Origin of the sequence: Kaistella pullorum (assembly GCF_014837035.1) — a bacterium.
Lineage (GTDB): Bacteria > Bacteroidota > Bacteroidia > Flavobacteriales > Weeksellaceae > Kaistella > Kaistella rhinocerotis.
Genome location: NZ_JACSPS010000003.1, coordinates 220,786 through 246,341, shown reverse-complemented (window position 1 = coordinate 246,341; position 25,556 = coordinate 220,786). Strand labels below are relative to the sequence as shown.

26 protein-coding genes are annotated in these 25,556 nt (G+C 43.0%); 14 read left to right on the top strand and 12 right to left on the bottom strand.

Going from position 1 to position 25,556, the window contains the following annotated elements:
• The 5 genes from rfbC (at nucleotide 1) to H9628_RS09680 (ending at nucleotide 4,654) form a co-directional block, all read left to right on the top strand.
• On the top strand, nucleotides 1-546 hold the full coding sequence (gene rfbC, locus H9628_RS09700) for a dTDP-4-dehydrorhamnose 3,5-epimerase (RefSeq protein ID WP_251833951.1): 546 nt from the start codon (nucleotides 1-3) through the stop codon (nucleotides 544-546).
• Nucleotides 547-573: 27 nt separating this feature from the next.
• Nucleotides 574-1,653 carry a dTDP-glucose 4,6-dehydratase gene (gene rfbB, locus H9628_RS09695; RefSeq protein WP_251833950.1) on the top strand — a complete coding sequence of 360 codons (1,080 nt, stop codon included), beginning with the start codon at nucleotides 574-576 and terminating at the stop codon, nucleotides 1,651-1,653.
• Complete coding sequence (gene rfbA / locus H9628_RS09690; protein WP_251833949.1) at nucleotides 1,653-2,510, top strand: glucose-1-phosphate thymidylyltransferase RfbA; 858 nt, start codon at nucleotides 1,653-1,655, stop codon at nucleotides 2,508-2,510. The genes rfbB and rfbA overlap by 1 nt, the downstream gene beginning before the upstream one ends.
• Nucleotides 2,511-2,626: 116 nt before the next feature.
• The gene (rimO, locus tag H9628_RS09685; protein ID WP_251833948.1) at nucleotides 2,627-3,931 is read left to right on the top strand and encodes a 30S ribosomal protein S12 methylthiotransferase RimO; all 1,305 of its coding nucleotides are present in this window, start codon (nucleotides 2,627-2,629) and stop codon (nucleotides 3,929-3,931) included.
• A gap of 351 nt (nucleotides 3,932-4,282) precedes the next feature.
• The gene (locus H9628_RS09680; protein ID WP_251833947.1) at nucleotides 4,283-4,654 is read left to right on the top strand and encodes a septal ring lytic transglycosylase RlpA family protein; all 372 of its coding nucleotides are present in this window, start codon (nucleotides 4,283-4,285) and stop codon (nucleotides 4,652-4,654) included.
• A 72-nt stretch (nucleotides 4,655-4,726) separates the two neighbouring features.
• Here the strand turns inward: H9628_RS09680 and H9628_RS09675 are convergent, their stop codons facing one another.
• The 8 genes from H9628_RS09675 to porX all read right to left on the bottom strand — a co-directional run bounded on the left by H9628_RS09675 (nucleotide 4,727) and on the right by porX (nucleotide 12,750).
• Complete coding sequence (locus H9628_RS09675; protein WP_251833946.1) at nucleotides 4,727-5,254, bottom strand: YciE/YciF ferroxidase family protein; 528 nt, start codon at nucleotides 5,252-5,254, stop codon at nucleotides 4,727-4,729.
• A gap of 200 nt (nucleotides 5,255-5,454) precedes the next feature.
• The gene (locus tag H9628_RS09670) at nucleotides 5,455-6,111 is read right to left on the bottom strand and encodes a DUF6766 family protein (protein ID WP_251833945.1); all 657 of its coding nucleotides are present in this window, start codon (nucleotides 6,109-6,111) and stop codon (nucleotides 5,455-5,457) included.
• Between the two features lie 25 nt (nucleotides 6,112-6,136).
• The gene (locus tag H9628_RS09665) at nucleotides 6,137-6,607 is read right to left on the bottom strand and encodes an adenylyltransferase/cytidyltransferase family protein (RefSeq protein ID WP_251833944.1); all 471 of its coding nucleotides are present in this window, start codon (nucleotides 6,605-6,607) and stop codon (nucleotides 6,137-6,139) included.
• A 21-nt stretch (nucleotides 6,608-6,628) separates the two neighbouring features.
• Nucleotides 6,629-7,798: a glycoside hydrolase family protein gene (locus H9628_RS09660; RefSeq protein WP_251833943.1), complete on the bottom strand. Its 1,170-nt coding sequence runs from the start codon at nucleotides 7,796-7,798 to the stop codon at nucleotides 6,629-6,631.
• Nucleotides 7,728-8,870 carry a UDP-galactopyranose mutase gene (gene glf, locus H9628_RS09655; RefSeq protein ID WP_251833942.1) on the bottom strand — a complete coding sequence of 381 codons (1,143 nt, stop codon included), beginning with the start codon at nucleotides 8,868-8,870 and terminating at the stop codon, nucleotides 7,728-7,730. Before glf ends, H9628_RS09660 begins: the two co-directional genes overlap by 71 nt.
• Nucleotides 8,867-9,958 carry a glycosyltransferase gene (locus tag H9628_RS09650; RefSeq protein ID WP_251833941.1) on the bottom strand — a complete coding sequence of 364 codons (1,092 nt, stop codon included), beginning with the start codon at nucleotides 9,956-9,958 and terminating at the stop codon, nucleotides 8,867-8,869. Before H9628_RS09650 ends, glf begins: the two co-directional genes overlap by 4 nt.
• 356 nt (nucleotides 9,959-10,314) lie before the next feature.
• The gene (locus H9628_RS09645) at nucleotides 10,315-11,079 is read right to left on the bottom strand and encodes an exodeoxyribonuclease III (protein WP_251833940.1); all 765 of its coding nucleotides are present in this window, start codon (nucleotides 11,077-11,079) and stop codon (nucleotides 10,315-10,317) included.
• 129 nt (nucleotides 11,080-11,208) lie between these two features.
• Nucleotides 11,209-12,750 (bottom strand): T9SS response regulator signal transducer PorX, encoded by a 1,542-nt coding sequence (gene porX / locus H9628_RS09640; RefSeq protein WP_251833939.1) that lies wholly within the window; start codon nucleotides 12,748-12,750, stop codon nucleotides 11,209-11,211.
• A gap of 215 nt (nucleotides 12,751-12,965) precedes the next feature.
• Between porX and H9628_RS09635 the strand changes: the two genes are divergently transcribed.
• The 9 genes from H9628_RS09635 (at nucleotide 12,966) to H9628_RS09595 (ending at nucleotide 21,198) form a co-directional block, all read left to right on the top strand.
• Nucleotides 12,966-14,177 (top strand): HD domain-containing protein, encoded by a 1,212-nt coding sequence (locus tag H9628_RS09635; RefSeq protein ID WP_251833938.1) that lies wholly within the window; start codon nucleotides 12,966-12,968, stop codon nucleotides 14,175-14,177.
• A 61-nt stretch (nucleotides 14,178-14,238) separates the two neighbouring features.
• Entirely contained in the window at nucleotides 14,239-15,273 is a 1,035-nt protein-coding gene (gene lpxD / locus H9628_RS09630; RefSeq protein WP_251833937.1) for a UDP-3-O-(3-hydroxymyristoyl)glucosamine N-acyltransferase, read from the top strand.
• Nucleotides 15,266-16,663, top strand: coding sequence for a bifunctional UDP-3-O-[3-hydroxymyristoyl] N-acetylglucosamine deacetylase/3-hydroxyacyl-ACP dehydratase (locus H9628_RS09625; protein ID WP_251833936.1), 1,398 nt, complete (start codon nucleotides 15,266-15,268; stop codon nucleotides 16,661-16,663). Before lpxD ends, H9628_RS09625 begins: the two co-directional genes overlap by 8 nt.
• Nucleotides 16,664-17,452 carry an acyl-ACP--UDP-N-acetylglucosamine O-acyltransferase gene (gene lpxA, locus H9628_RS09620; protein ID WP_251833935.1) on the top strand — a complete coding sequence of 263 codons (789 nt, stop codon included), beginning with the start codon at nucleotides 16,664-16,666 and terminating at the stop codon, nucleotides 17,450-17,452.
• Nucleotides 17,453-17,537: 85 nt separating this feature from the next.
• Complete coding sequence (gene efp / locus H9628_RS09615) at nucleotides 17,538-18,101, top strand: elongation factor P (protein ID WP_251833934.1); 564 nt, start codon at nucleotides 17,538-17,540, stop codon at nucleotides 18,099-18,101.
• 31 nt (nucleotides 18,102-18,132) lie between these two features.
• Nucleotides 18,133-19,032 carry an LpxD N-terminal domain-containing protein gene (locus tag H9628_RS09610; protein ID WP_251833933.1) on the top strand — a complete coding sequence of 300 codons (900 nt, stop codon included), beginning with the start codon at nucleotides 18,133-18,135 and terminating at the stop codon, nucleotides 19,030-19,032.
• Between the two features lies 1 nt (nucleotide 19,033).
• On the top strand, nucleotides 19,034-19,594 hold the full coding sequence (locus tag H9628_RS09605; protein ID WP_251833932.1) for a hypothetical protein: 561 nt from the start codon (nucleotides 19,034-19,036) through the stop codon (nucleotides 19,592-19,594).
• A 56-nt stretch (nucleotides 19,595-19,650) separates the two neighbouring features.
• The gene (sucD, locus tag H9628_RS09600; RefSeq protein ID WP_251833931.1) at nucleotides 19,651-20,523 is read left to right on the top strand and encodes a succinate--CoA ligase subunit alpha; all 873 of its coding nucleotides are present in this window, start codon (nucleotides 19,651-19,653) and stop codon (nucleotides 20,521-20,523) included.
• An 18-nt stretch (nucleotides 20,524-20,541) separates the two neighbouring features.
• A complete protein-coding gene (locus H9628_RS09595) occupies nucleotides 20,542-21,198 on the top strand; it encodes a porin family protein (protein WP_251833930.1) in 657 nt (218 codons plus the stop codon).
• 82 nt (nucleotides 21,199-21,280) lie between these two features.
• Here H9628_RS09595 and H9628_RS09590 read toward each other — a convergent pair whose 3' ends face one another.
• From H9628_RS09590 to dusB, 4 genes are all read right to left on the bottom strand, one after another.
• Nucleotides 21,281-21,955 carry a hypothetical protein gene (locus H9628_RS09590; RefSeq protein WP_251833929.1) on the bottom strand — a complete coding sequence of 225 codons (675 nt, stop codon included), beginning with the start codon at nucleotides 21,953-21,955 and terminating at the stop codon, nucleotides 21,281-21,283.
• A 92-nt stretch (nucleotides 21,956-22,047) separates the two neighbouring features.
• Nucleotides 22,048-23,364 (bottom strand): ABC transporter permease, encoded by a 1,317-nt coding sequence (locus H9628_RS09585; protein WP_251833928.1) that lies wholly within the window; start codon nucleotides 23,362-23,364, stop codon nucleotides 22,048-22,050.
• 76 nt (nucleotides 23,365-23,440) lie between these two features.
• Nucleotides 23,441-24,349: an ABC transporter ATP-binding protein gene (locus H9628_RS09580; protein WP_251833927.1), complete on the bottom strand. Its 909-nt coding sequence runs from the start codon at nucleotides 24,347-24,349 to the stop codon at nucleotides 23,441-23,443.
• Between the two features lie 165 nt (nucleotides 24,350-24,514).
• Nucleotides 24,515-25,504: a tRNA dihydrouridine synthase DusB gene (gene dusB, locus H9628_RS09575; RefSeq protein WP_251833926.1), complete on the bottom strand. Its 990-nt coding sequence runs from the start codon at nucleotides 25,502-25,504 to the stop codon at nucleotides 24,515-24,517.
• Nucleotides 25,505-25,556: the final 52 nt, after the last annotated feature.

Genomic DNA, 25,556 nt, shown 5'->3' with positions numbered 1-25,556 from the left:
ATGAAAATAACAGAAACACCTCTTAAAGACTGCTATATTATAGAACCAACCGTGATAGAAGACGAACGCGGCTACTTTTATGAAAAATTCAACGAAGCTAAATTTGAACAGCTCACCGGTCTCAACGGACATTTTGTGCAGGACAATATTTCAAAGTCGTCGCACGGCGTGCTGCGCGGCATTCACTTACAGAAGGGCCAACATGCACAGGCAAAGCTCGTATCGTGCCTTGAAGGTAAGGTTTACGATGTGGCGGTAGATTTAAGGAAAGATTCGGCTACGTTTGGGAAATGGTTCGGGCTTGAACTAACACCCGAAAACAAGATGCAGCTGTATGTGCCGCGCGGCTTTGGCCATGGATTTTCAGTGTTGAGTGATACCGCAATTTTTAGCTACAAATGCGATAATTTTTATAACAAAGACTCGGAAGGTAGCGTGATCTGGAACGACCCCGATCTGAACATCGACTGGAAACTGGCACCTGAAGATATCCTCCTGTCTGAAAAAGACCGGACTCTGCCTGCATTTTCATCCCAGAATTTTTAAAACAACATTCCGAAATTCATTCATTAAATGAAAACCATTATCATCACCGGCGGTGCCGGATTCATAGGTTCGCACGTCGTTCGAGAGTTCGTGAAGAACAATCCCGACAAAAAAATCATCAACCTCGATGCTTTGACCTACGCCGGAAACCTTGAAAATTTAAAAGACATCGAAAACGAACCCAATTACGTTTTCGAAAAAGCCGATATCACAAAAGTTGACGAACTTCGAACTGTTTTCGAAAGACACAATCCGGAGGCTGTGTTGCATCTCGCAGCAGAAAGCCATGTGGACCGAAGCATCACAGATCCAAACGCGTTCATCAATACCAACGTAAACGGAACCGCGAACCTGCTCAATCTTTGCCGCGAATTCTGGACCTTAAATCCGGACCACCAGCACGGAAATTTCCCTGATGAAACGCGTAAAAATCTGTTTTATCACGTTTCGACGGATGAGGTGTACGGAAGTTTGGGCGAAACAGGTTTCTTTTTAGAAACTACCGCTTACGATCCACAATCGCCGTATTCAGCGAGTAAAGCGGCGTCCGACCATTTGGTGCGCGCTTATGGAAACACGTACGGAATGCCGTTTATCGTATCGAACTGTTCTAATAATTATGGTCCGAATCACTTTCCGGAAAAACTGATTCCGCTTTGTATTTCAAACATATTAAACGGAAAACCGCTGCCAATCTATGGTGACGGAAAATATACCCGCGACTGGCTTTTTGTAATTGATCACGCCAAAGCCATCCATCAGATCTTCTTTGAGGCAAAAACCGGCGAAACCTACAATATCGGTGGCTTTAATGAATGGCAGAATATTGATTTGGTGAAAGAACTCATCAAGCAGATGGATGAAAAACTCGGCAACCCTGCCGGTCATTCAGAAAAGCTGATTACCTACGTGAAAGACAGACCAGGACACGATAAGCGCTATGCAATCGATGCATCCAAACTTAACAAAGAACTCGGCTGGTTTCCGTCTGTAACATTTGAACAGGGTCTTGCAAAAACAATTGACTGGTTCTTAGAAAACAACGAATGGTTGGAGAATGTGACTTCGGGAGATTATCAGAAATATTACGATCAACAATACAACTAATGAAAGGAATTATCCTCGCCGGCGGCTCCGGCACCAGACTATATCCGTTAACCATCGCGGTCAGCAAGCAACTCATGCCGGTTTATGACAAACCGATGATTTACTATCCGCTTTCTACTTTGCTTCTGGCAGGTATCAAAGATATCCTGATTATCACCACACCGCATGACCAGGAAGGTTTTATAAAACTTTTGGGCGACGGTTCGGCAATCGGTTGCAATATTCAGTACAAAGTGCAACCGAGCCCGGACGGACTGGCACAGGCTTTTATCTTGGGTGAAGAATTCATCGGTGATGATTCTGTGGCGCTTGTCTTGGGCGATAATATCTTTTACGGTGCGGGTTTGCCGAAGTTGTTGGCGTCAAAAACCAACGTTGTAGGCGGTTGCGTTTTCGCGTATCAGGTTTCAGATCCTGAAAGATATGGAGTGGTGGAATTTGACGAGAATTTCAAAGCGGTGTCAATTGAGGAAAAACCGGCAGAACCAAAATCGAATTATGCTGTTCCCGGACTTTATTTTTACGATAATTCCGTGGTTGAAATCGCGAAAAATCTTGAACCTTCACCACGTGGGGAACTCGAGATTACGGATGTTAACAGAATTTATCTGGAAAAAGGGCAGCTGGAAGTTGGCGTTATGTCGCGCGGAACCGCATGGCTCGATACCGGAACATTCGATTCGCTGCACGAAGCTTCAGAATTTGTGAAAGTTCTGGAGAAAAGACAGGGCTTCAAGATCTCCTGTATTGAAGAGATCGCTTACAGCAAAGGTTTAATTAATAAAGAACAGTTGTTCGAGTCTGCCAAGAAATACGGTAAAAGCGGCTACGGCGACTATCTGAAAGCGCTGGTATAAATGCTTTATAATTAAATAATTATGAAGACTTTGGGTGGTGACCTAAAGTCTTTTTTTTATTCCTAAATTTGCACCCATCAAAATTGCTGGTCCCGCCAGTATGCATTCTATAAATTATGAGAACGAAATCAACAGGAAAAAAGAAAATAAACATCGTCACACTGGGCTGCTCCAAAAACGTGTACGATTCCGAAGTGCTGATGGGCCAGCTCCAGGCGAACGGAAAAGAAGTGGTGCACGAAGACCGCGGCGACATTGTGGTGATTAACACCTGCGGATTTATAGATAATGCCAAGGAAGAATCTATCAACACGATCCTTGATTTTGTTGAAGCCAAAAACCGCGGCGAAGTAGAAAAAGTTTTCGTTACGGGATGTCTTTCAGAGCGTTACAAACCGGATTTGGTGCGTGAAATTCCGGATGTTGACCAGTATTTCGGCACGCGTGATCTTCCGATTTTACTTAAACATTTAGGTGCAGATTATAAGCATGAATTGGTCGGCGAAAGGCTTACTACCACGCCGAAACATTACGCCTACCTTAAGATTGCCGAAGGTTGTGACCGCCCGTGCTCGTTCTGTGCGATCCCGCTGATGCGAGGAAAGAACATCTCAACACCGATTGAAAATCTTGTCATTGAAGCCGAAAAACTGGCTAAAAAAGGCGTGAAAGAATTGATTTTAATCGCGCAGGACCTGACGTATTACGGGCTTGACATCTATAAAAAACGTGCACTCGGAGATTTGCTTCTGAGATTAGTGAAAGTAGAAGGAATCGAGTGGATCAGGCTTCATTATGCTTTCCCAACGGGTTTTCCGGAAGATGTACTGGAAATCATTAAAAATGAACCAAAAGTCTGTAACTATATCGATATTCCGCTGCAGCATATCAATTCAGATATCCTGAAAGCAATGAAACGTGGAACTTCACATGAAAAGACGAATGCGCTTTTAGATAAATTCCGCGAGAAAGTGCCGGATATGGCGATCAGAACAACACTTATCGTTGGTTTTCCGGGTGAGACTGAAGAACGTTTCCAGGAACTGAAAGAGTGGGTCAGAACACAGCGTTTCGACCGTTTAGGCTGTTTTACCTACTCGCATGAAGAAAATACCACAGCTTACGAACTGGTGGATGATGTGCCGCAGGAAGTGAAAGAAGCGCGTGTAGAAGAGATCATGGAGCTGCAATCTCAGATTTCATGGCAGAAGAACCAGGAAAAGGTAGGGAAGACATTCCGCTGTATTTTCGACCGTAAAGAAGGAAACTATTTTGTAGGCCGAACTGAATTCGATTCTCCGGATGTTGATAATACAGTACTCGTCTCAGCGGAAAATACCTATTTAAGTATTGGTGAATTTGCCAATATCAAGATTACATCTGCTGAAGAGTTTGATCTTTACGGCGAGGTTGTTGGCTAATTGGGGTGCAGAATTGTCATTATTTGCGCAAAATTTTCGTTTAAATACAAAATTTTCACACAATAACTCCGGAGAATATCCGGAGTTATTTTTATTTACGTAAGGGTTTGATCTTTAAGTAGTTAATTGATGATTTTCGCTTAACTATGCGCTTAACTGTTAATTTTGTTAACATTTAACACATGGTTTTAACATAAATTAAGAAAGACTGTGGTTTCCCGTCAATAAACGGTTTAGAAGGTTTCTTAACAAAATTTTAAGAAATGCTTAACGGACTTTAACCTATCAATTGTTGCAAAAGTGGTTTAAGGAATAAATTTGCAGAGTCAAAACCAATAAAAATAATTCAACATGATGAAAAGAGGATTACTCCTAATCATAGCGATGATTTCAACACTTGGTATTTATTCTTTCAACAAGTATAATGCCAATGATGCCAAAACAAGTTTTGCATCGTTCTACCACGATAAGTTTAACGGTAGGAAAACAGCAAGCGGAGAAATTTTCAATAACAGAAAGCTTACCGCCGCGCACAGAACGCTCCCTTTCGGAACCATTGTAGAAGTTACAAACCTCCGTACGGGCAAAAGCATCGAAGTAAAGATCAACGACCGTGGGCCGTTTCATTCTTCCAGAGCTTTAGATCTTTCAAAAGCAGCGTTCGATTCAATAGGCAACACCTCCAGAGGCACCATGCCGGTTGAATATGAAATAGTCGACTAAATTTACCCAAGTTTAAAATCAAAAGCCGGTTCCGTAATTTACGAAACCGGCTTTTGACGTTTTATACGGCGATTATTTCGCTTTGATATTGATTTCTGACACGGCAAGCTTGGTAAGGTCAGAATCACAGGTTTTTTCCTCTGAAAGGGTCTCTTTAAGGAGTTGCAGCGCTTCTTTCTCGCCCAATAGCTTCGCATATGTCGCCATTGTACCGTAAGACGCTATTTCGTAGTGTTCCACCTTCTGTGCCGCGGCAATGATGGCTGCATCGCGCACCGCGCCTGGTTCAGTCTCTTTCATGATGCTTTCGGCCTCTTTTATCAGTCCGTCCATCGCATCACACTTTTCTGCTTTAGCTTTTTCGCCAAGTGCTTTAAAAGCGCCTTCAAGCCGCGTGATCTGGTTTTCAGTTTCAGTTAGATGTTTGTTAATGGATTCCTGAAGCTTCGGGGAAGTAGCGTTTTTAGCCATTTTGGGTAAAGCTTTCGTGAGTGCTTTTTCAGCCCAATAAAGGTCTTTTAGACCATCCACTAAGAATTCACGTAAGCTGTCAGCAGCATCACTTGCAGGTTTTACCTGCGAACTTGCAGTCTTTGCCATAATAGTATTTTTTTTAAATTAATGTTGTCTGATAAACAAATCTGGTGCCACTATCCTCTGATAATGAATCTGATACGACCGTTAGAGGTCAAAATATCTTGCGACGGTAACAAACTTTTTAAGCATAAAAAAGTTTGCTGTTTGACGCAGAAAAAAACACTCCAAAAAATAGAGTGCTTTTTATATTTAAATGAATACAGTTAATCTCCCGTTTCAGAATGCGGTGCGTCCACGGGTTTTGATTGGGAGGAACCTTTCTGCCGCAGGTATATGGACATTACCACAATTCCAAAAATCGAAAGAAATTCGCTTTGCCAGTTCTGGAAAGATTCAAACCATAACCTCGAGCCCAAAAGATATTCACTCAGTTTTTCAGGCGGATTTCCCAACAGAACATTCTCGGTATTGGCGTCTTTAATACTTCCATACACATGAAGTGCAAAAGACAGTATAAAAAGGATCATTAGTGAAATCGTGAGCGAATTCTCGTACAGTTTCAGCCAAATTCCACCTTTTCTTACCGGCCACGGTGCATCTTTTCGGTTTGGTGAAGGTTCGCGGTCAACTTCGTTTTCCCCATCCAGTTTTTTCGATTCTGATGATCCTTTCTGGCGGAGAAATATTGTGAACCAAACATAAAGCGCCATCTGCAGGAATTCACTTTCCCAATTCTCAAACGTGGCTTCAATGAAATGTCCCGAAGCTAAATATTGCGTGAAAGTCTCCGGCGAGCCTCCCCAATCTGCGATTTCTTTGTTATGCTCCTGAAAACCAAAGTACATTTGACCGGCCATCGCAAATACGAAAAGTGCAAAAAACACGATGGCCAGGCTATTTTGCCAGATGAATTTTTTCATCACAATTTTTGTTCGAAATAATCCGTCAGTTGATGGTTTGCGTAGCGCCGTTGACGGAATTTAGCTTTAGACTTTCACGCTTGAAGACCTCTTTACGCAAATTGGTGCTTGAAAAACGGTGATTCCGTTCGTTATAATAAAGTTTGATGTTTTTCTTTTCACAAAAATCGCGGCCGGTAAAATCTTTGTCTTTGTACTCCACGCCAATTATACGCACGTCGATTGGGTAGAGTTTCAGAATATCTTCAAGGTCTTTTTCGGTGGTATAAGGAACAATTTCATCCACGTATTTGCAGCCTTTCAGCTGGATATAACGTTCCACAACGGTCTGTGTAGGTTTGTTTTTTTCAGGTCTGTCAATTGTAGGATCGGTTTGAAGACCCACGATGAGATAGTCACACTGTTGCTTAGCTTCCGCAAGCATACGTACATGACCCGCGTGCAGCAGATCAAAACAGCTGAAAGTGATGCCGATTATTTTTTTTGAAGTGTCCATTTTAGTGATTTTTTAATGTTTTTAGTAATAGGCCGATGTGCCGGCAAGTTCATCCTGATGCTTTAAGATTGCAGCCATATATTCTTCATTAGGAATGCGGTTCCCAGCCAGGTCGAAATCAAAGATTCCGGAATTGTGATAGTGTTGCAAATTATCCCAATCGGGTCTGTCGGTCACCGGATACAGGCAGATTCCGTGAAAATCAATGCCTTTTTCATGTGCTATTCGACATTCGTTGGCAATTTCTTCGAGCCACATGCCTCTGCCTTCCCCAAAGTGTCCGGTTTCTGAGAGAAACATCGGTTTGCGGTAGCGTTCGTAAGCCGAAAGCAGCAGTTCATGCAGGGGTGTGCGGTCCGGGTTCGGCCAGCATAAACTTTCGCCTTCACCTTTCCACTGGCAGTTCCAGTAATAATTAAAGCCTAAGATTTCAAGATATTCATCTTTCCCGCCTAATTCCGGACAAAGTCTGCCGCCGATGATATCCATGGCTTCAAACTGATATTCGTTTTTCCGGATCAGGTGTTCAGGCTCATCACCGTTGCAGTGAATCTTTACTAAGGGTTCTACCATCACGATCTTACAGTCTGGTAGGATTTCCTTTAATGCTTCAATTCCTGAAATTGCTGCTCTGCAAAGATGATACTTAATGTCCCAACCGCTATGCACTGCGTAGGGAACTGTTCCACGGTCTTCCCCGGAAAACCAGGAAAGAAAACTGATCTCGTTTACGGGCACCACTAGGAGCGGATCTGATGCATTCTTTCTGTAAAATTCAGCAAATGCACGGCAAAGTCCCACGAAACGAGGTGCAAACTGTGGATGTGTGGGGAAAAGACCGTCCGGATATCCGAAATGAATCAAATCCCAGATGACCTGCATCCCCAGTTTCTGAGCTGCGTTCAAACGTTGTAAAACTTCAGAAAAATCATATTCATACGGCATTTTTTCCACTTGGCTCCAGCAGATTCCTTCGCGAACAGTTTTGATATCAAGCTCCTGCAGCAGGCGGAAATCTTCTTCAACGCGTAAGTCATGCTGGGTTTCTTTAAGCAGATTCACACGAACGCCGTGGCGGTTGATGTGATCAGCACATTCAAAACCTCCGATGAGATAGCTTTTAAAAAGTGGTTCCTGCAACATGATGTTCCAGATTTTTGGTTTCCAGTGAAGAGAATAAATCCAAAGCATTCTTAAATGCCTGATCCATGTTGAAATATTTGTAGTTTGCCAATCTGCCAACAAAGTAAACGTCTGTAAGTTTGTCTGCTTCCTCCTTATATTTTTCGTAGATCAGCTGATTTTTTTCATTAGGTACAGGGTAGTACGGCTCGCCTTCATCCACTGTAAACTCCTTTACAATGCTGGTTTTCTTGGACTTCTGATTTCCGAAATGTTTATATTCAACAATTCTTGTGAATTCTACTTCATTACCCGGATAATTTACGACGCTACATTCCTGGAAATATTCCTGATCCAAATGTTCGGTTACGAAATTTATCGAACGATACTCGAGTTTTTCCAATTCAGTTTTAAACTCAAAAAAGCGGTCAACAGGGCCGGTGTAGAACAATTTTTCATAACCCCGATACTGATCTTTCACATCAAAATAATCTGTATTCAGCAAAACAGTGATATTCGGATGGTCAAGCATCTTTTCAAAGATTTTCGTGTAGCCGCCCTTAGGCAAAGCCTGAAACTCGTCGGAAAAATAGCGGTCGTCATAATTGGTACGCACCGGAATTCTCTCGAGAACCGAGGCGTGAAGTTCTGCAGGATATTTATCCCACTGCTTTTTGGTGTAATGTTTAAACATTTTCTCATAAAGTACTGGACCTACACGGTTCAGAACAGCTTCCTCACCATTTTTAGCAGGAGAAAATTCTACACGGTTTTCGTCAAGCCACTTTTTCATTTCCTCTTCTGAGGTGATGTTGGTGCCGAATAATGTATTTACGGTCGTGATATTTACAGGTATTGGAACTGTTTTGTCATCCACTCTGGCGACCACACGATGTTCCCACGGATACCATTCACCAAATTGATTTATATATTGCCAAACGTCCTGTTCGTTGGTATGGAAAAGATGAGCGCCGTATTTCGAGGTCAGAATGCCATTTTCGTCGTAATAGTCATAACAGTTACCCGCAATGTGATCACGTTTTTCGATTATCAGAACTTTTTTTCCGATGCTGGCGTAACGCTCCGCAAGTGTAGCCCCGGAGATGCCCGCTCCTACGATCAAAATATCTACCTCTGTCATGCGGTTGCTTTTTGGATGATTGAACTCATTTGCGCCGCAGTTGCGTCCCACGATGTTTTTTCCAGAATCTGGCCATACTCAGAAAGATCTCTTTCCGGAGCTTCCGAGATTGCTTTTGCGAAATCTTCTGCATCATCGATCAGTGCGATACAGTTGCTGTAATCGCGCATTACATCGCGAACTTTTGTTGAAATAATCGGTTTATACGCCGACATATATTCCAGTGTTTTGGTAGGGCTGATGTATTTGGTAGAATCATTTAAGGCGAAAGGCATCATCGCCACATCGAAGAAGTGAAGGTACTGTGGTAGTTCTTCGTAACTCTTCATGCCGAGGTAATGGATGTTTTCCGCGCGTGGGAGATCGTGGTCTTCGATTTTGCATAATGGCCCAATCATTACAAATGACGTATCCGGGCATTTTGCGGCAGTTTCTTTAAGCAAGTCAAGGTCAATCCGCTCATCAATCACTCCGTAATAACCCACAATTGGGGTTGGTATATCTTTCAGGTCATCCGGAAGGGAAATTTCTGTACTGTTTTCGCTGGCGAAATGCTCAATATCTACGGAACTTGGGAAACAGAAGACGTTGTGGTGTTTTTGTTTTTTAGATTCATAAAGCGATTTTCCGCCAGTATAGACGATATCTGCAGCTGCCAAAAGTTGTTTTTCCTGCGAAATAAGTTCGGCTGAAGCACCTTTAAACAATGAAAGTTCATCCATACAGTCGTAAACCACGGTTTCAAAGTCCAGATACTCCAACACAGGAACAAAGGCAGGAGAGTAGAACCAACCTACTGGAAAAGTCTGTTTTTTAAGATGTTTTTTTAAGAAAGTACCGATAGATTTGATGCTTTGTACCGGTGGGCGGAAAACGTGAATATTCGGCGTAATCTCCCGGACTTCAAGTGGTGAGTTGCCATTCAGCCTTGTAGGTTGTGGTTCTTCCACAACCAGGATTCTGTAATCTTTAGCCAAACGGCTGATAATGTGTTGAGGTCTCTGGTAAACGAAATCCCAACGGAGATGACAGAATACTATCATGTCATATTCGGGATTCGCTTTTGGTTTAGGTGCGTGCGTTTCCATAATGCTACTGTTTTTTTTAATGTTATTAACCGCCCGCTTAGAGTTTCCTATTTCATCCAAAATTATTCTGAACCTATAGCATTCAGAATCTGGTGGGAACGAAAATATTTAAAGAAATAAGCGGGAATTAATCCAAACTAAATATCCGATGGGAAACAAATACTTCAGTTCGGATTCTTAATTTAAACCGTATCAAACGACGTACCAACATGTTGATAATAACACATAACGTATTATGTATTAACAAATATTTATAATATTGCGTTTATGCGTATATTATAATGCGATTTAGCTGATTTGAACCTTATCCTAAATAAAGGAGCCTGTAAAGGTGGAAAATTTTTAGCGAAAACCCGTTACGGCGTCAATTCCAGAAGAATCGGACAATGATCGGAATGAAAAACCTCTTTTAAGATAACAGAGCGTGATAGTTTTGGCTCCAGGGTTTTCGAAACGAAATGATAATCAAGCCGCCAGCCTTTGTTGCGCTCACGCGAGTTCTGCCGGTAGCTCCACCACGTATAATAGTGGGGTTGATCGTTGAAATACCGGAAAGAGTCGGTCATTTCGCATTCTTCAATGAACTTCGACATCCATTCCCGCTCAATCGGTAAGAATCCGGAGGCGTTTTTCAAACCTTCAGGATTGTGGATATCAATAGGCTTATGGCAAATGTTGAAATCGCCACATATAATAAGGTTTGGAATGGTTTTCTTTAAATTTTTAATGTAAGCTAAAAAATCGTAGCAGAACTCCATCTTGAAATCGAGCCGTTCGATATTGCTGGCCGACGGAACATAGACCGAAATGACCGAAAAATCTTCAAAATCTGCACGCATTATCCTGCCTTCAGAATCATAATGTTCTATGCCACAACCGTATTCTACGTGAATCGGTTCTTGTTTGGAAGCGATTCCTACGCCCGAATAGCCTTTTTTCTGCGCGCAGTGCCAGTAACTTTTGTAGCCCACTTTTTCAAGCGCCTCAATGTCGATCTGGTCGTTGCCTGCCTTGCTTTCCTGAATGCAGACAATATCCGGATCGGCCTGCTGAAGCCAGCCCACAAAATTTTTGGTAAATGCGGCGCGGATGCCGTTTACATTGTAGGAAATGATTTTCATGTTGGTTTTTATTGAGCTACAAAAATAACGATTGAAGTTTGCTCTGGTAGTATCTGGCCACAAAAAAGGCGGAAAAAATCATTGATTTTTTCCGCCTCGCAACCCAAATTAAATAAACTATGAAAAAAACTATTTGGGTTCTAAGATACTGATGGGGATGATCATCTCTTCAAGCGAGATCCCGCCATGCTGATAGGTTTCCTTATAATAATTCACAAAGTGGTTGTAATTCTTCGGATAGGCCAAAAACGTATTGTTCTTCGCGAAAATATATTTTGAACTCAGGTTTCCTTTCGGTAAAAACAGTTTTTCAGGGTTCGAAATGGCCCAGACATCGTTGTTTTCGTACGTAAGGCTACGCCCGGTTTTGTAACGGATGTTGGTAGATGTTTCGCGGTCACCGACTACTTTGCTCGGTTTTTTGACGTAAATCGTGCCGTGATCCGTGGTGATGGCGAGTTTAAAACCATTTTCAGCAGCCTGTTTTATAAGTTTAATCAGCGACGAATTCTCGAACCAGTTGTACGTAAGTGAACGGAAGGTTTTGTCATCACGGATCAGTTGATTTACGATTACGTTGTCGGTTTTGGCATGTGAAAGTATATCGATAAAGTTGTAAACAATTACAAGTAAATCGTTGTTTTTGTGCTGATTAAAATCGTCTAAGATCTTACGTTCAAAATCCGCATTCAGAATTTTAAGGTACTTCATAGACTTGCCCGAAAGGCCTAAGCGTTTCATCTGGTCTTCCAGGAAGTCGCGTTCATGCTCATTTTTGTTGCCTTCTTCGTTGTCATTAAACCAAAACTGCGGAAATCTTTTTTCAATTTCTGAAGGCAAAAGTCCGGCAAAGAAGGAGTTTCGCGCATACTGCGTAGCTGTCGGCAGAATGCTGAAATAGTAATCCTCAGATGTTTTGTTGTAAAATTTAGTAAAAAGAGGTTCGATGACTTTCCACTGGTCGTAGCGCAGATTGTCGATCATCAGCAGAAGCACCTTGTCTTTTTCGACTTCAGGTTTTATTTTGTCCTTGAAGAGCGTATGGCTCATTATCGGCTTATCATTGCTCTGAAGCCATTCTTCGTAGTTGTTTTCAATGAATTTTGAAAACTGGATGTTGGCTTCCTCTTTTTGAGATTGCAGCAAATCTGCAAATTCATTATCGAAAACCTTGTCGAATTTCACTTCCCAGTTCAGGATTTTCTTGTAATACTCCGCCCAATCCTGAAATGTTTTCATGTAAGACAGTTCCATAGAAAGGTTGCGGAATTCCTGCTGATACTCCAGAATGGTTTTTTGTTCAACAAGAGTGTCTTCCTGCAGGTTTTTCTTCAGTGAAAGCAAAACCTGGTTTGGATTTACAGGTTTCAGGATATAATCTGCAATCTGCGAACCGATGGCCTGCTCCATAATTTGTTCTTCCTCATTTTTCGTTACCATCACAATCTTTATTGCCGAATCGATGTTTTTAATCATCGGTATGGCTTCCAGACCCGCAATTCCGGGCATGTTCTCATCGAGCAGTGCGAGCTGAAAATTTTCTTTTTCGATCATTTCCAGCGCTTCGTTTACATTGTTTACGGGTGAAACTTTGTATCCTTTATTTTCGAGAAAGACAATATGAGGCTTTAGTAAATCTACTTCATCATCAATCCATATCAATTTTGCCATAAAGTTGTTTAAATTTTTTTTATTAATTACTTAAAGTATTTGATAATTTACTTTAAAGTTTTCAAAAATACAAACAAAGATTCCCAAGTTTAATTTAAAAGCAGTTAAAATTCCGTTAAATAAATAGCTCATATTCCGGCCGCTCGCAAAACTGAATTCTGCATTATTATCAGTATTTTTGAAGCCGCTATCAGGCGGATAATCAAGCTGAAAATATGACGAATAAACTCAAGATAATCAACGATCCGGTTTACGGATTTATTAAAATTCCTTATGAAATTTTGTATGATGTAATAGAGCATCCTTTTTTTCAGCGCTTACGCAGGATTTCACAAACCGGCTTATTAAATCTCATTTTTCCAGGCGCAACCCACACGCGTTTCCATCACGCATTGGGCGCGATGCATTTGATGTTTACCGCTATCGAAACGCTGAAACTGAAAGGCGTGGAGATTTCCAAAACTGAAGAAAAATCGGCGATGCTGGCTATTCTGCTGCATGATATCGGGCACGGACCGTTTTCGCACGCGCTTGAAAATATGCTGATGGACAGTTGGCATCACGAAAAACTATCGCTGTTGCTGATGGATAAACTGAATTCTGAGTTTAATGGCGAACTTTCAATGGCAATTGAAATGTTTAAAGGTAAATATCACCGGAAATTCTTCAATCAGTTGATTTCCTCGCAGCTCGATGTTGACAGGCTCGACTATCTGAAGCGCGACAGTTTCTATACCGGCGTTTCTGAAGGCAATGTGAATACGCAGCGCATTATTTCGATGATGAATGTGGCTGATGACGAGTTGGTCATCGATGCAAAAGGGATTTATTCGATCGAAAATTTCCTTACAGCCCGGATGTTCATGTACTGGCAGGTTTATTATCACAAAACCTCGGCGTTGGCGGAGCATCTTTTGGTTAAGATTTTATCGCGCGCAAAAGCTTTGGTTCAGCAGGGTATAGATTTGTCAGCCTCAGAAAACCTAAATTATTTTCTACACCGAAACCAGTCTGCAGAGGCAACAGACGAGGATATCGCGCGCTTTACAGAACTTGACGATACTGATATTATCCAGGCGATGAAGAACTGGACGCGGCATGATGATCTGCTGCTGAGCTATCTGTGCAAATGCGTGATCGGCCGCAGTTTTCCGCGCACCATTATTTCTTCACAGCGTTTTTCCGAAAATTTCATCAAAGATAAAATTGAACGGACAAACGCCGTTTTCAATACTGAAAAGGGCGCGCAACTGGTTGACCAGATCTCAATAAGCCTGCTTCCGTACAACACTGAGCGTCAACCGATTTATTTGCTGCAAAAAGACGGCAGTAAGATAACTTTGGAAAAATCAGAAAACCAGATCCTCTCATCAGCGATCAATGAGCTGAACACCAAGTATATTCTTGCCTTTCCAAGAGAAATTTAGGCGTGCGTGCCGGCGTTAAAAAATATTGGCAATAATTGGGATTTTCCTATCTTTGCACGATATGGAGTTTACCGCATCGCAGATTGCAGCATTCATTGACGGAAAGATCATTGGCGACGAAAATGCCATCATTACGGGTGTTTCGCCAATTGAAAGCTGTGAGCCCGGCCACCTTTCGTTTATTGCACAAGAGCGGTTTTCCGGTTTTATAAAAAGTGCAAAATGCTCGGTACTTATCGTATCAGAGCGCCTTCTTACTGAGACAAATTACCCGGTTACCATCATTGCTGTAGAAGATGCGTATCTGTCTTTTCAGGTACTGATGAACCTGTACAAAGAGATGCAGGGTCGCAGAAGTGGCATAGAGCAGGGTGCAGTTTTTCACGAAACTTCCAGTGTAGGTGAAAATGTCTATGTTGGTGCCTTCACCTGTGTTTCTGAAAACGTGAAAATCGGTGATGAGAGCCAAATTTACCCACATGTATACATTGGTAAGAATGTAAAAATCGGCAAAAACTGTATCATCTACAGTGGCGTAAGGATTTACGATTACTGCGTGGTAGGTGATGACTGTGTGATCCATTCAAATACCGTTATCGGTTCAGACGGCTTTGGTTTCCAACCTACCAAAGACGGTTACCAAAAAATTCCACAACTTGGCAATGTAGTCTTGGGTGACCATGTGGAAATTGGTTCAAACTGCAGTATTGACCGCGGAACCATCGGCTCCACAATTATTGGCAAAGGCACCAAGATAGACAACCTTATCCAGATCGCGCATAATGTGAAGATCGGTGAAAATAATGTGATTGCAGCTCAGGCCGGCATTGCAGGCTCTACCATCATCGGAGACTGGAACCAGATTGGTGGCCAGGTCGGTGTTGTAGGTCATATCCAGATTGGTAACCAGGTAAAGATCCAGGCACAGAGCGGTGTGAATTCCAGCGCAAAAGACGGCGAAGTGCTTTATGGATCGCCAGCGATCAACGCCAGCGAATACAGACGAAACTACGTGCATTTCCGCAACTTTACAGAGATTGTGAAACGCATCAGCAAACTTGAAGAAAATTCAAAAAATATTGACGACCGTGAGTGATAAACAAAAAACGCTAAAACAGGAAGTTTCGCTTTGCGGAATCGGGCTCCATACAGGTAGAGAAGTTACCCTTACCATAAAACCGGCGAAAGAAAATACCGGCTTTGTATTTGTACGTACCGATCTTGAAGGAAAACCGCAGGTTGAAGCCGATGTAAATTACGTTACCACCACCGAACGTGGCACTACACTTGAGAAACTTGGCGTACGCATTCATACCTGTGAACACCTGCTGGCTGCACTGGTAGGTTGTGATATCGATAATGCATTCCTTGAGATGAACAGCGCTGAACCTCCGATCATGGATGGTTCTGCTAAATTTTTCGTGGAAGCCATCGAAAAAGCGGGCGTCGAGGAACAGAAAATGGACCGCGAGTATCTGATAGTGAAAGAAGTCTTGAATTATGTAGATCCGGTTACTGGCTCGGAAATTACAATTATACCATCCGAAACCTATGAGGTGACGACGATGGTAGATTTCGGAACAAAGGTTTTGGGGACGCAGAATGCGACACTTAAAGATATTTCAGAATTTAAAGAAGAAATTTCTTCCGCACGAACCTTCAGTTTCCTCCACGAACTCGAAATGTTGCTGGATGCAGGTCTCATCAAAGGTGGCGACATCTCCAACGCGATTGTTTACGTAGATAAAGAACTGACTCCGGAAACGGGCGAAAAACTTAAAAAAGCCTTCGGAAAAGACGACATCGCGATTCGTCCGAACGGAATTTTAGATAACCTGACATTAAATTACCCCAACGAAGCTGCCCGTCACAAATTACTCGATGTAATCGGTGATTTGGCGCTTGTAGGAGTTAAGATTAAAGGTAAAGTGATTGCAAACAAGCCCGGGCACTTTGTGAACACGCAGTTTGCAAAAAAACTGAACCGCCAGTGGAAACTCCAGAAAAAGAAAAATGTACCTGATATCGACATCAGCAAAGAACCGGTTTACGATATCAACGGAATCATGCGCCTGATGCCTCACCGTCCGCCATTCTTATTGATTGACAAGGTGTTGGAGCTTTCAGATTCGCATGTGGTCGGCCTTAAGAATGTCACGATGAACGAACCGTTCTTCGTTGGTCATTTTCCTAAAGAGCCTGTGATGCCCGGTGTTTTGCAGGTGGAAGCACTTGCACAAACGGGTGGTATTCTGGTTCTTGCCAGCGTTCCGGATCCTGAGAATTATTCAACCTACTTCATTAAGATCGATAAGGTAAAATTCAAGAAGAAAGTAGTGCCGGGCGATACGATGGTCTTTAAGATTGAACTCATTTCGCCAATCCGACGCGGAATTGTACACATGCAGGGCTATGGCTACGTGGGAGACAGCATCGTGGTAGAAGCTGAATTAATGGCTCAGGTGGCTAAAAATAAAGTGGACTAAATGGTACATCAGTTAGCCGCCGTAGACAAACGCGCACAGATCAAGAAAAACGTAATCGTAGAACCGTTTACCACGATTGCGGGCGATGTAGAGATCGGCGAAGGCACCTGGATCGGGCCGAATGTGACGATTATGGACGGTGCAAGGATTGGTAAAAACTGCCGGATTTTTCCCGGAACCGTGATCTCAGCTATCCCGCAGGACCTGAAATTTGACGGTGAAGATACGCAGGTAATCATCGGTGATAATACGACAATCCGCGAATGTGTCACAGTAAACCGTGGCACGAAAGCGCTCGGCTATACAAAACTTGGCCGCGACTGTCTCATCATGGCCACTTCGCACATTGCGCACGACTGTGTAATCGGGAACGGTGTAATCATCGTAAACGGCTGCGGAATCGCGGGTCATGTAGAAATTGGTGATTATACCGTGATGGGAGGGCTTTCAGCAGTTCATCAGTTCGGAAAAATTGGTAAACATGTGATGATTTCGGGTGGAACGCTTGTGCGAAAAGATATTCCGCCTTATGTGAAAGTTGCGCGCGAACCGATGACCTATGCCGGAATCAATTCCGTAGGCTTACGCAGACGTGGTTTTACCAACGATAAAATATTCGAAATCCAGAAAATATACCGCGCCATTTTTCAGATGAAAATGAATGTGTCGCAGGCGAGCAGCTATATTGAGAAAGAAATGCTTCCAACCGTGGAACGCGATGAAATTCTGGAATTTATCAGAAATTCACCCCGCGGAATCGTGAAAGGATACGGAACGGGTAAGGAGTAGAAGGGTTCACAGTTCAATCTTTTAAACTAAATCAGACTCCAACTGCCGACAAATTAAAACATTAAAAAATTATATTTAAAAATAAATGGCGACAAGCAACGATATCAAAAAAGGAATGTGCATCGAGTTCAGCAATGATATTTTTAAAATCATTGAATTCCTTCACGTAAAACCGGGTAAAGGACCTGCATTCGTGAGAACCAAAATGAAATCGGTAACCAACGGAAAAGTGCTTGAAAATACTTTTTCTGCCGGTCATAAAATAGATGAGGTGAAAGTGATCACCCGAAAATTCCAGTATCTGTATGATGACGAAAACGGTTTCCACTTCATGAATAATGACGATTTTTCTCAGATTTATCTTAATAAAGACATGATCGAGAATTCACAGTTCATGAAGCCGGGCGAAGAGGTGACAATCATCCTTAAAGAAGCTGATGAATCGCCACTTTCTGCTGAAATCCCGCCAACAGTGTATCTTGATGTTATCGAAGCTGATCCGGGAGTGAAAGGCAACACCGCAACCAACGCGCTGAAAAACGCGATCGTGGAAACAGGTGCACGCATCATGGTACCGCTTTTCATCGAAGCTGGAGACAAGATCAAAGTAAACACAGAAGAAGGCTCTTACCTCGAAAGAGTAAAATAACCTGCCCGAACTAACCCATAGAACCTGAAAAATGACTTTCAATCAGCCTCAAACATTAAAATCAATTACAGACCTCGTTGGTGCGCGCTACGTGGGAGAGGCAGATTTTGCGGTTTTCGGCACCAATGAGATTCACAGGGTTCGCGCGGGTGATATCGTATTCGTCAATCATCCGAAATATTACGACAAAGCCCTTAACTCTGCGGCTACGGTAATCTTGATCGATCGTGAGGTGGCTTGTCCGCAGGGAAAAGCTTTGATCATTTCTGATGATCCGTTTCGTGATTTTAATCTGATCAATACGCATTTTACCCGGATTTACAACTTTGCCGAACAGCTTCACGATATTGAAGTCGGCGATGACAGCCAAATTCATCCAAGTGTGGTGATTGGAAATGATGTAAAAATCGGAAAGAACTGTATTATTTTTCCAAATGTGGTCCTAGGCGACCGAACGGTGATTGGTGATAATGTCATCATCCAAAGCGGGACCGTTTTAGGCGGCGACGCTTTCTATTACAGAAAACTTAACGGCAATTTCGACAGACTTATATCCGTCGGAAATGTAGTGATTGAGGATAATGTTGAAATTGGAAACAACTGCACAATTGACCGTGGTGTGACCGATTCTACGGTGATTGGCGAAGGTTCTGTTTTAGACAACCAAATACAGATCGGCCACGACACCATTATCGGGAAAAAGGTGCTTATCGCATCGCAAACCGGTATCGCGGGCTGCTGCATCATCGAAGATGAGGTGACAATCTGGGGGCAGGTAGGTATGGCATCCGGCGTGCGCGTGGAAAAAGGAACTGTGCTTTTGGCAAAATGTGGCGTAAACCGCGATCTGAAAAAAGGAACCTATTTCGGCCCGATCGCAGAAGAATTCAAGCAGTATCTTAGAAAGGAGGTAAAACTCAAGAATTTATAAAATGAAAAAACTAACACTCCTTTTCTTGATTGGTTCATTTTCAATGCTTTTTTCTCAGAGAAAGGAGCTTGATGCAAAGCTCGTCACCTGGGAAAATGATACTGTGAATGTGAAGCTGAGGGTAGTAACCAATATGTTCTGGCCGGATCTACTCAATGAACTATCACTTAATGAGAAGCTCACAAAAATCAACGCCACTGGGAAAACCGAGAAAGTGCGCGCCACTACTGTGAAAAGTCTTCTTTTTACTGATTTTAAGAATAATGAGAGAAGATTCGAGAACATACTGCCCGGTAGAAGCAGGCTTTACGAAGTTATTTACGATGGCAAGATAAAATGGTACCGCGACTACTATCCGCACGGGTATGATGGTTCTGTGCAGATGACCGATATTTTCGTAAATGAAGAAGGTAAAAGAGAGAATGTAGGACTTTTTAACAGTATGAAGAAAAAACTCGCCATCATTACCGCGGCACAACCATCGCTGGCACCGGACATCGAACAAATGAAAGTTGACAGGGAGGGCGTACTGAGTATTCTGAAGAAGTATGAAGAGTTGTAACTTTGTAGTGTTCAGGAAGTATAATTGAATTAATTAAAAATATAAAAAACATAAACATGTCAGTATTAGTAAACAAAGATTCTAAAGTAGTTGTACAGGGTTTTACCGGTAACGAAGGAACTTTCCATGCACAGCAGATGATTGAGTACGGAACCAACGTAGTAGGTGGTGTAACCCCTGGAAAAGGCGGTTCTGAGCACCTTGGGAAGCCAGTGTTCAACACTGTGGCAGATGCTGTAGAAAAAGCAGGAGCGAACGTTTCTATTATTTTTGTACCGCCTGCATTTGCTGCTGACGCTATTATGGAAGCTGCAGATTCGGGTATCAAAGTAATCGTGTGTATCACAGAGGGTATTCCGGTGGAAGATATGGTGAAGGTGAAAGCATACATCGCAGACCGCGAAACACGCCTCATCGGGCCAAACTGCCCGGGTATCATCACTTCTGATGAAGCCAAGATCGGTATCATGCCAGGATTTGTTTTCAAAAAAGGTAAAGTAGGTATCGTTTCGAAATCGGGAACTTTAACTTACGAAGCAGCTGATCAGGTTGTGAAAGCCGGCTTCGGTGTTTCTACAGCGATCGGAATCGGTGGTGACCCAATCATCGGAACTACGACAAAAGAAGCATTGGAACTTTTCATCAACGATCCGGAAACTGAGGCCGTAGTAATGATTGGTGAAATCGGTGGAAACCTGGAGGCGGAAGCTGCAAGATGGTACAAAGAAAGCGGTTCTACGAAGCCTGTTGTAGGTTTCATCGCAGGTCAGACTGCGCCAAAAGGCCGTACAATGGGCCACGCAGGTGCTATCGTAGGTGGTGATGAAGATACTGCACAGGCGAAAATGGCCATCATGCGCGAAAACGGGATTAACGTAGTAGATTCTCCGGCGGAGATCGGTTCTACCGTTGCCAAGGTTTTAGGCTAAAAACACACAAACACAAATATGAAAAAACTACTAATCAGTTCAGCACTCTGCGCAGCTACTTTTGTGGCCGCGCAGATTGATTTACGCAGCACGCGTTTCGGCCTCACAGCCGGCGGTACGTATTCGCGGGTGACCAACGCGCACAATCCTTCGGGTCCTATTTATTCGGGTTTTGGAGGAGTCTTGGCACTTATTCCGGTAGACAGCAGTGACCAGTTTTACCTACAGCCCGGCATTGAATATCTGGGTGCCGGCGAAACAGGTAAGGACAAAGATGCAGAAGCTTATCCGGGCTATGACGCGGTATATGCTAATAACTACATCAGTGTACCGGTCTATTTTAAGGCCTATCTTTCTGAAGCTGAAACCGAATTTTTTGCGATGGCCGGTCCGAAATTTAATTTTCTGATGAGCCAAAATATCAAGAATGCACCACAACGCTATACCGTAGAAGGTGAGGGCGAGGTGAACGGAAAAGCTTCGTCTTTCAATTTTGCGCTGGGCATTGGAGTTGGATTTTCGCTAAAGCGTCAGTTTGAAATCACCAGCCGTTACGATTTCGGACTCAGCAATACCTACAAAGGTCTGATGAGCGAAAACGGCAGCGACCCGAATATTTCGAAACGCAAGACCGAGCAGGTCTTCAGCCTTGGTCTGAGTTATATTTTTCAGTAAATAAAAACTTAAATATTTACAAAAATCCCATCAATTGAGTTTGATGGGATTTTTTACGGCCACTAAATTTTTCTGCAGTTATCTATTTTTTTTCTGCATTGTAATATTTATCGAAAAGAAGAGAGTAAATGTTACTCAAGTTTTTTTTATCCACCGGAGATCTTTCAATTGCAGGAAGATAATTAAAGAAAACCACCGAACTTTTTTGCGCATCATAAATCATCGCGTAGGTAGAAGTTGTGGCTTTTATAGGAACGGGTGTATATATACCCATCGTTAGAATTCCTACTCCAATTCCTTTCACAATCTGATTGCCGTAATTGTTCTTTCTTCGCGCAAAACCGGAATTAATTACAAAGAGGGCAAACCGCTGATTTTCGCTTTTAACCACCGAGTCCATTAAAGCTGTCGTTTTCACAGCTTCTAATTTATTGACTTTCCGGATTTCACTCACGGTCTTAAGCAAGTCATTTTCCAGACGCATTTTAAGTTTCTGCTCGGTAACATCTAATCTTTTGCTGACCTTCGGGTGGCCTGAATTTTTTATGATTGAATCTAAAATCACCGTAGAAACGTGGGATAGCGAATCATTCAGTTTAGCCTGATTTCCTTTTTCAATAAGATTGATGAACGAAATTGGTTCGTGGTATGAAATATTTTTAACTTCTGCAGGACTGACGTCCTTGTCTGTAAGAAGCGTGGTAGCACATGAGTTTAACAATAAAACGCCCAGCGCAATTAGGAAATATTTTTTCATAAAGAATTAAATGTGTGAAGCTGCCAATTCAGCCAAATTACAGAAAATAATTCCATCAATCGAAAAAAAAATACCTGCGTGATTAAAATCATTTAGCTCCTGATCCACTTCCATATCTCCTTCGCGCTCGCTTTGTTTCCGTACATCAGAATACCGACGCGGTAAATTTTCGCGGCAATATAGATCATGAGCAGCGTCGAAACTACCAGTAATATCATTGAAAGTGCGATCTGCCACGCCGGTACGCCAAACGGAATACGCGCGATCATCGCCACCGGCGACGTGAAAGGAATTATCGAAAGCCAGAAACCCAGCGGCCCTTCCGGATTGTTCATAATCGTGAAACTGCCGTACATGCCGAGCATGAGCGGCACGATGGCAAACAGCGTAAACTGCTGCGTCTCGGTTTCATTGTCCACCGCCGAACCAATTGCCGCATACATCGAGCTGTAAAAGATGTAGCCCAACAGGAAAAACACGATGAAAACGAAGATAATCAGCGCAAAATTCATGTCAAGAAGGATATGCGAGATCTCACCCGCAACCTGTTTAAAATCGAATTTTTCCATCGCCGCCGCAGATTCGGCACCTACTGGGAGGTCTTTCTGCATAGTGGCAAAGCCTGTATTCAGCGTTATCGCACCTAAAACCGACATGGTAATCCAAATGCTGAACTGTGTAAGTGCGACCAGTGTCACACCGAGGATTTTGCCCATCATCAGTTCAAAAGGCTTCACCGATGAGATGATGATTTCTACCACGCGGTTGTTTTTTTCCTCGAGAACGCTGCGCATCACACGCACACCGTAGATGATGATGAACATGAAGACGGCGTACATCAATACCATGCTGAGGCCGGAACGCACACCAAAATCGAGGTCGGTATCTGCCTGTTTCTTATCTACCACATTTTCGGTTTTCAGCGCGAAACTTTTGTCGAGATTCACGATCTGATCCTGCGAAATGCCGAGCGTCTTTATTTTTTCCTGTTTGATGACTTCCGTTAAATCTTTCGTCACACGCTGTTTCGTATCCATGCCGATTTTCTTGTTGAGCAGCAGTTTGGTGTTGTTCTGCAGGTTTTCAAAATCATTCTCCTGCAGCTCGGGAATGATCAGCAACCCTTCGATTCCTTCCATATCTTTCAGCGTGGAACTGAGTGCCCGCTCATTCTCCTTAGGTACGAAAACATATTTTACAGACTCGTCGCTTTTAAGTTTAGATACGAAAAGGCCACTTTTATCGATGACGTTGAAGGTGCTTGAACTTTCGTTAGCTTTGAACATAAATGCGATCAGCACACCAAAACCAATCATGAGCACCGGCGCCAGCAGCGTCAGGATGATGAAGGATTTTTTCTTGACCTGCGTAAGATATTCGCGTTTTGTGATGAGGAAAATATTTTTCATTTCAAATTTCAATAATTATTAAATGCTTGCCGCTCTTTCTTTTACTCCGATTCCGCCAAATGCAATCAGCCATCCGCTACCTCCTTGCTACGGCATTGATGAAAACTTCGTTCATGCTCGGAATTTTCTCATCAAACGTGCGGATTTTTCCGATTTTCATCAGTTCATTCAAAAGCAAATTCTGCTCATTACCGGTTTTAAGGTCGAATGAAACAAGGTTGTTGCGCTCCGTGAAATTGTTCACTTCAAATTGAGACTTAAAAATTTCAAGATCTTCCATATTCACTTCGCTCAGCGTTACGCCGAATATATTTTTCTTAAACTGTTCACGCACATCGAAGACTTTACCGTCAAGTACTTTCTTCGCATGGTCGATCAATGCCACAGAATCGCACATTTCTTCCACACTTTCCATGCGGTGCGTGGAAAGGATGATCGTGGTGCCATTATTTTTCAGGTTGAGTATTTCGTCTTTGATCAGATTCGCATTCACCGGGTCAAAACCTGAGAAAGGTTCGTCCAGAATCAAAAGTTTCGGGCGGTGCAGCACAGTCACTACAAACTGTATCTTCTGTGCCATCCCTTTTGAGAGTTCGCTCAGTTTTTTCTTCCACCACTGGTCAATCTGCAGTTGTTCGAACCAGTATTTTGCCTGGTTCAGCGCATCATTTTTGCTCATTCCTTTCAGTTCGCCAAAGTAAAGGATCTGGTCGCCCACCGACATGTTTTTGTAGAGTCCACGCTCTTCGGGCATATACCCGATCTGGCGGATGTGATCAGGATTCAGCCTCTGGCCGTTTATGAAAACCTCGCCGGAGTCTGCCTGCGTTATCTGGTTGATGATGCGGATAAAAGTAGTTTTGCCGGCACCGTTGGGACCAAGAAGACCGTAGATACTGGCTTCCGGAACCTCGATTGAGAAATCTTCTAATGCCAGTTTCTTACCGGCGTTGTATGTCTTGGTGACGTGATTTGCTCTAAGCATTTAAAAAATGTTTTAATGATTAGTAAGTGTTCTCCCCTGAAAGTTACAGTAATTCAGGAGCCGGGTACCTGCTTTCCGCTGTATCTTTTTCTCCTCGTTCCTCGTCAAAAAAGGATGCCGCTGCAATCAGGGCTAGGGATTTCCGCGGCAAATAAAATACAGTACTTAATAAGAAAACTCTTTGTAGAAGTCAGCGGCTTCAGCGATGACCCCATCCATTTCCCCGAGCGTGAAAACCTCCAGGAATTTCCGGCGGAAATCTTTGAAATGCGGGATACCGCGGAAATAATTGCTGTAATGTTGGCGCATTTCGATCAGTCCGAGTCTTTCACCTTTCCATTCTGCGCTCCACTCGGCGTGCTGACGCACGGCGAGCAGACGGTCTGTAATCGTGGGTTCGGGTAAAATCTCTCCGGTTTCGAAAAAGTGTTTGATCTCATTGAATATCCACGGATAACCGATGGCACCGCGACCGATCATGATGCCGTCACAATCGTATTTTTGTTTGTATTCCAGCGCTTTTTGTGGAGAATCTACATCGCCGTTGCCAAAAATAGGAATCTCAATATTCGGGTTGTTCTTAACAGCGTGAATGTAATTCCAATCGGCTTCACCTTTATACATTTGTGCTCTGGTTCGCGCGTGAATCGTTAGCGCTTTTACACCCGCATCCTGCAGCTTTTCAGCTACTTCCATGATATTGATACCTTCTGTATCCCATCCAAGCCGCGTTTTTACGGTAACGGGAAGGTGTGTGGAATTCACCACGGCTTTCGTAAGTTTTATCATCAGGTCGATGTCTTTCAAAACGCCGGCGCCGGCGCCTTTGCAAACTACCTTTTTTACCGGGCAGCCAAAGTTGATGTCTACCAGGTCGGGTTCTACGGTTTCCACTATTTTCGCGGAAAGCGCCATCGCTTCTTCATCACCACCGAAAATCTGGATGCCGACAGGTCTTTCGTAATCGAAAATATCGAGTTTTTTGCGGCTTTTCATCGCATCGCGAATGAGACCTTCGGAAGAAATGAATTCGGAATACATCAGATCAGCACCGTGCATTTTGCAAAGCCGGCGGAACGGCGGGTCTGAAACATCTTCCATTGGTGCGAGCAATAACGGAAATTCCGGCAGCTCTATATTCCCGATTTTTATCATGGTGCAAAGATACCAAATATGCGGAAACTCTCCGGCAGAACGTAAAGTACGG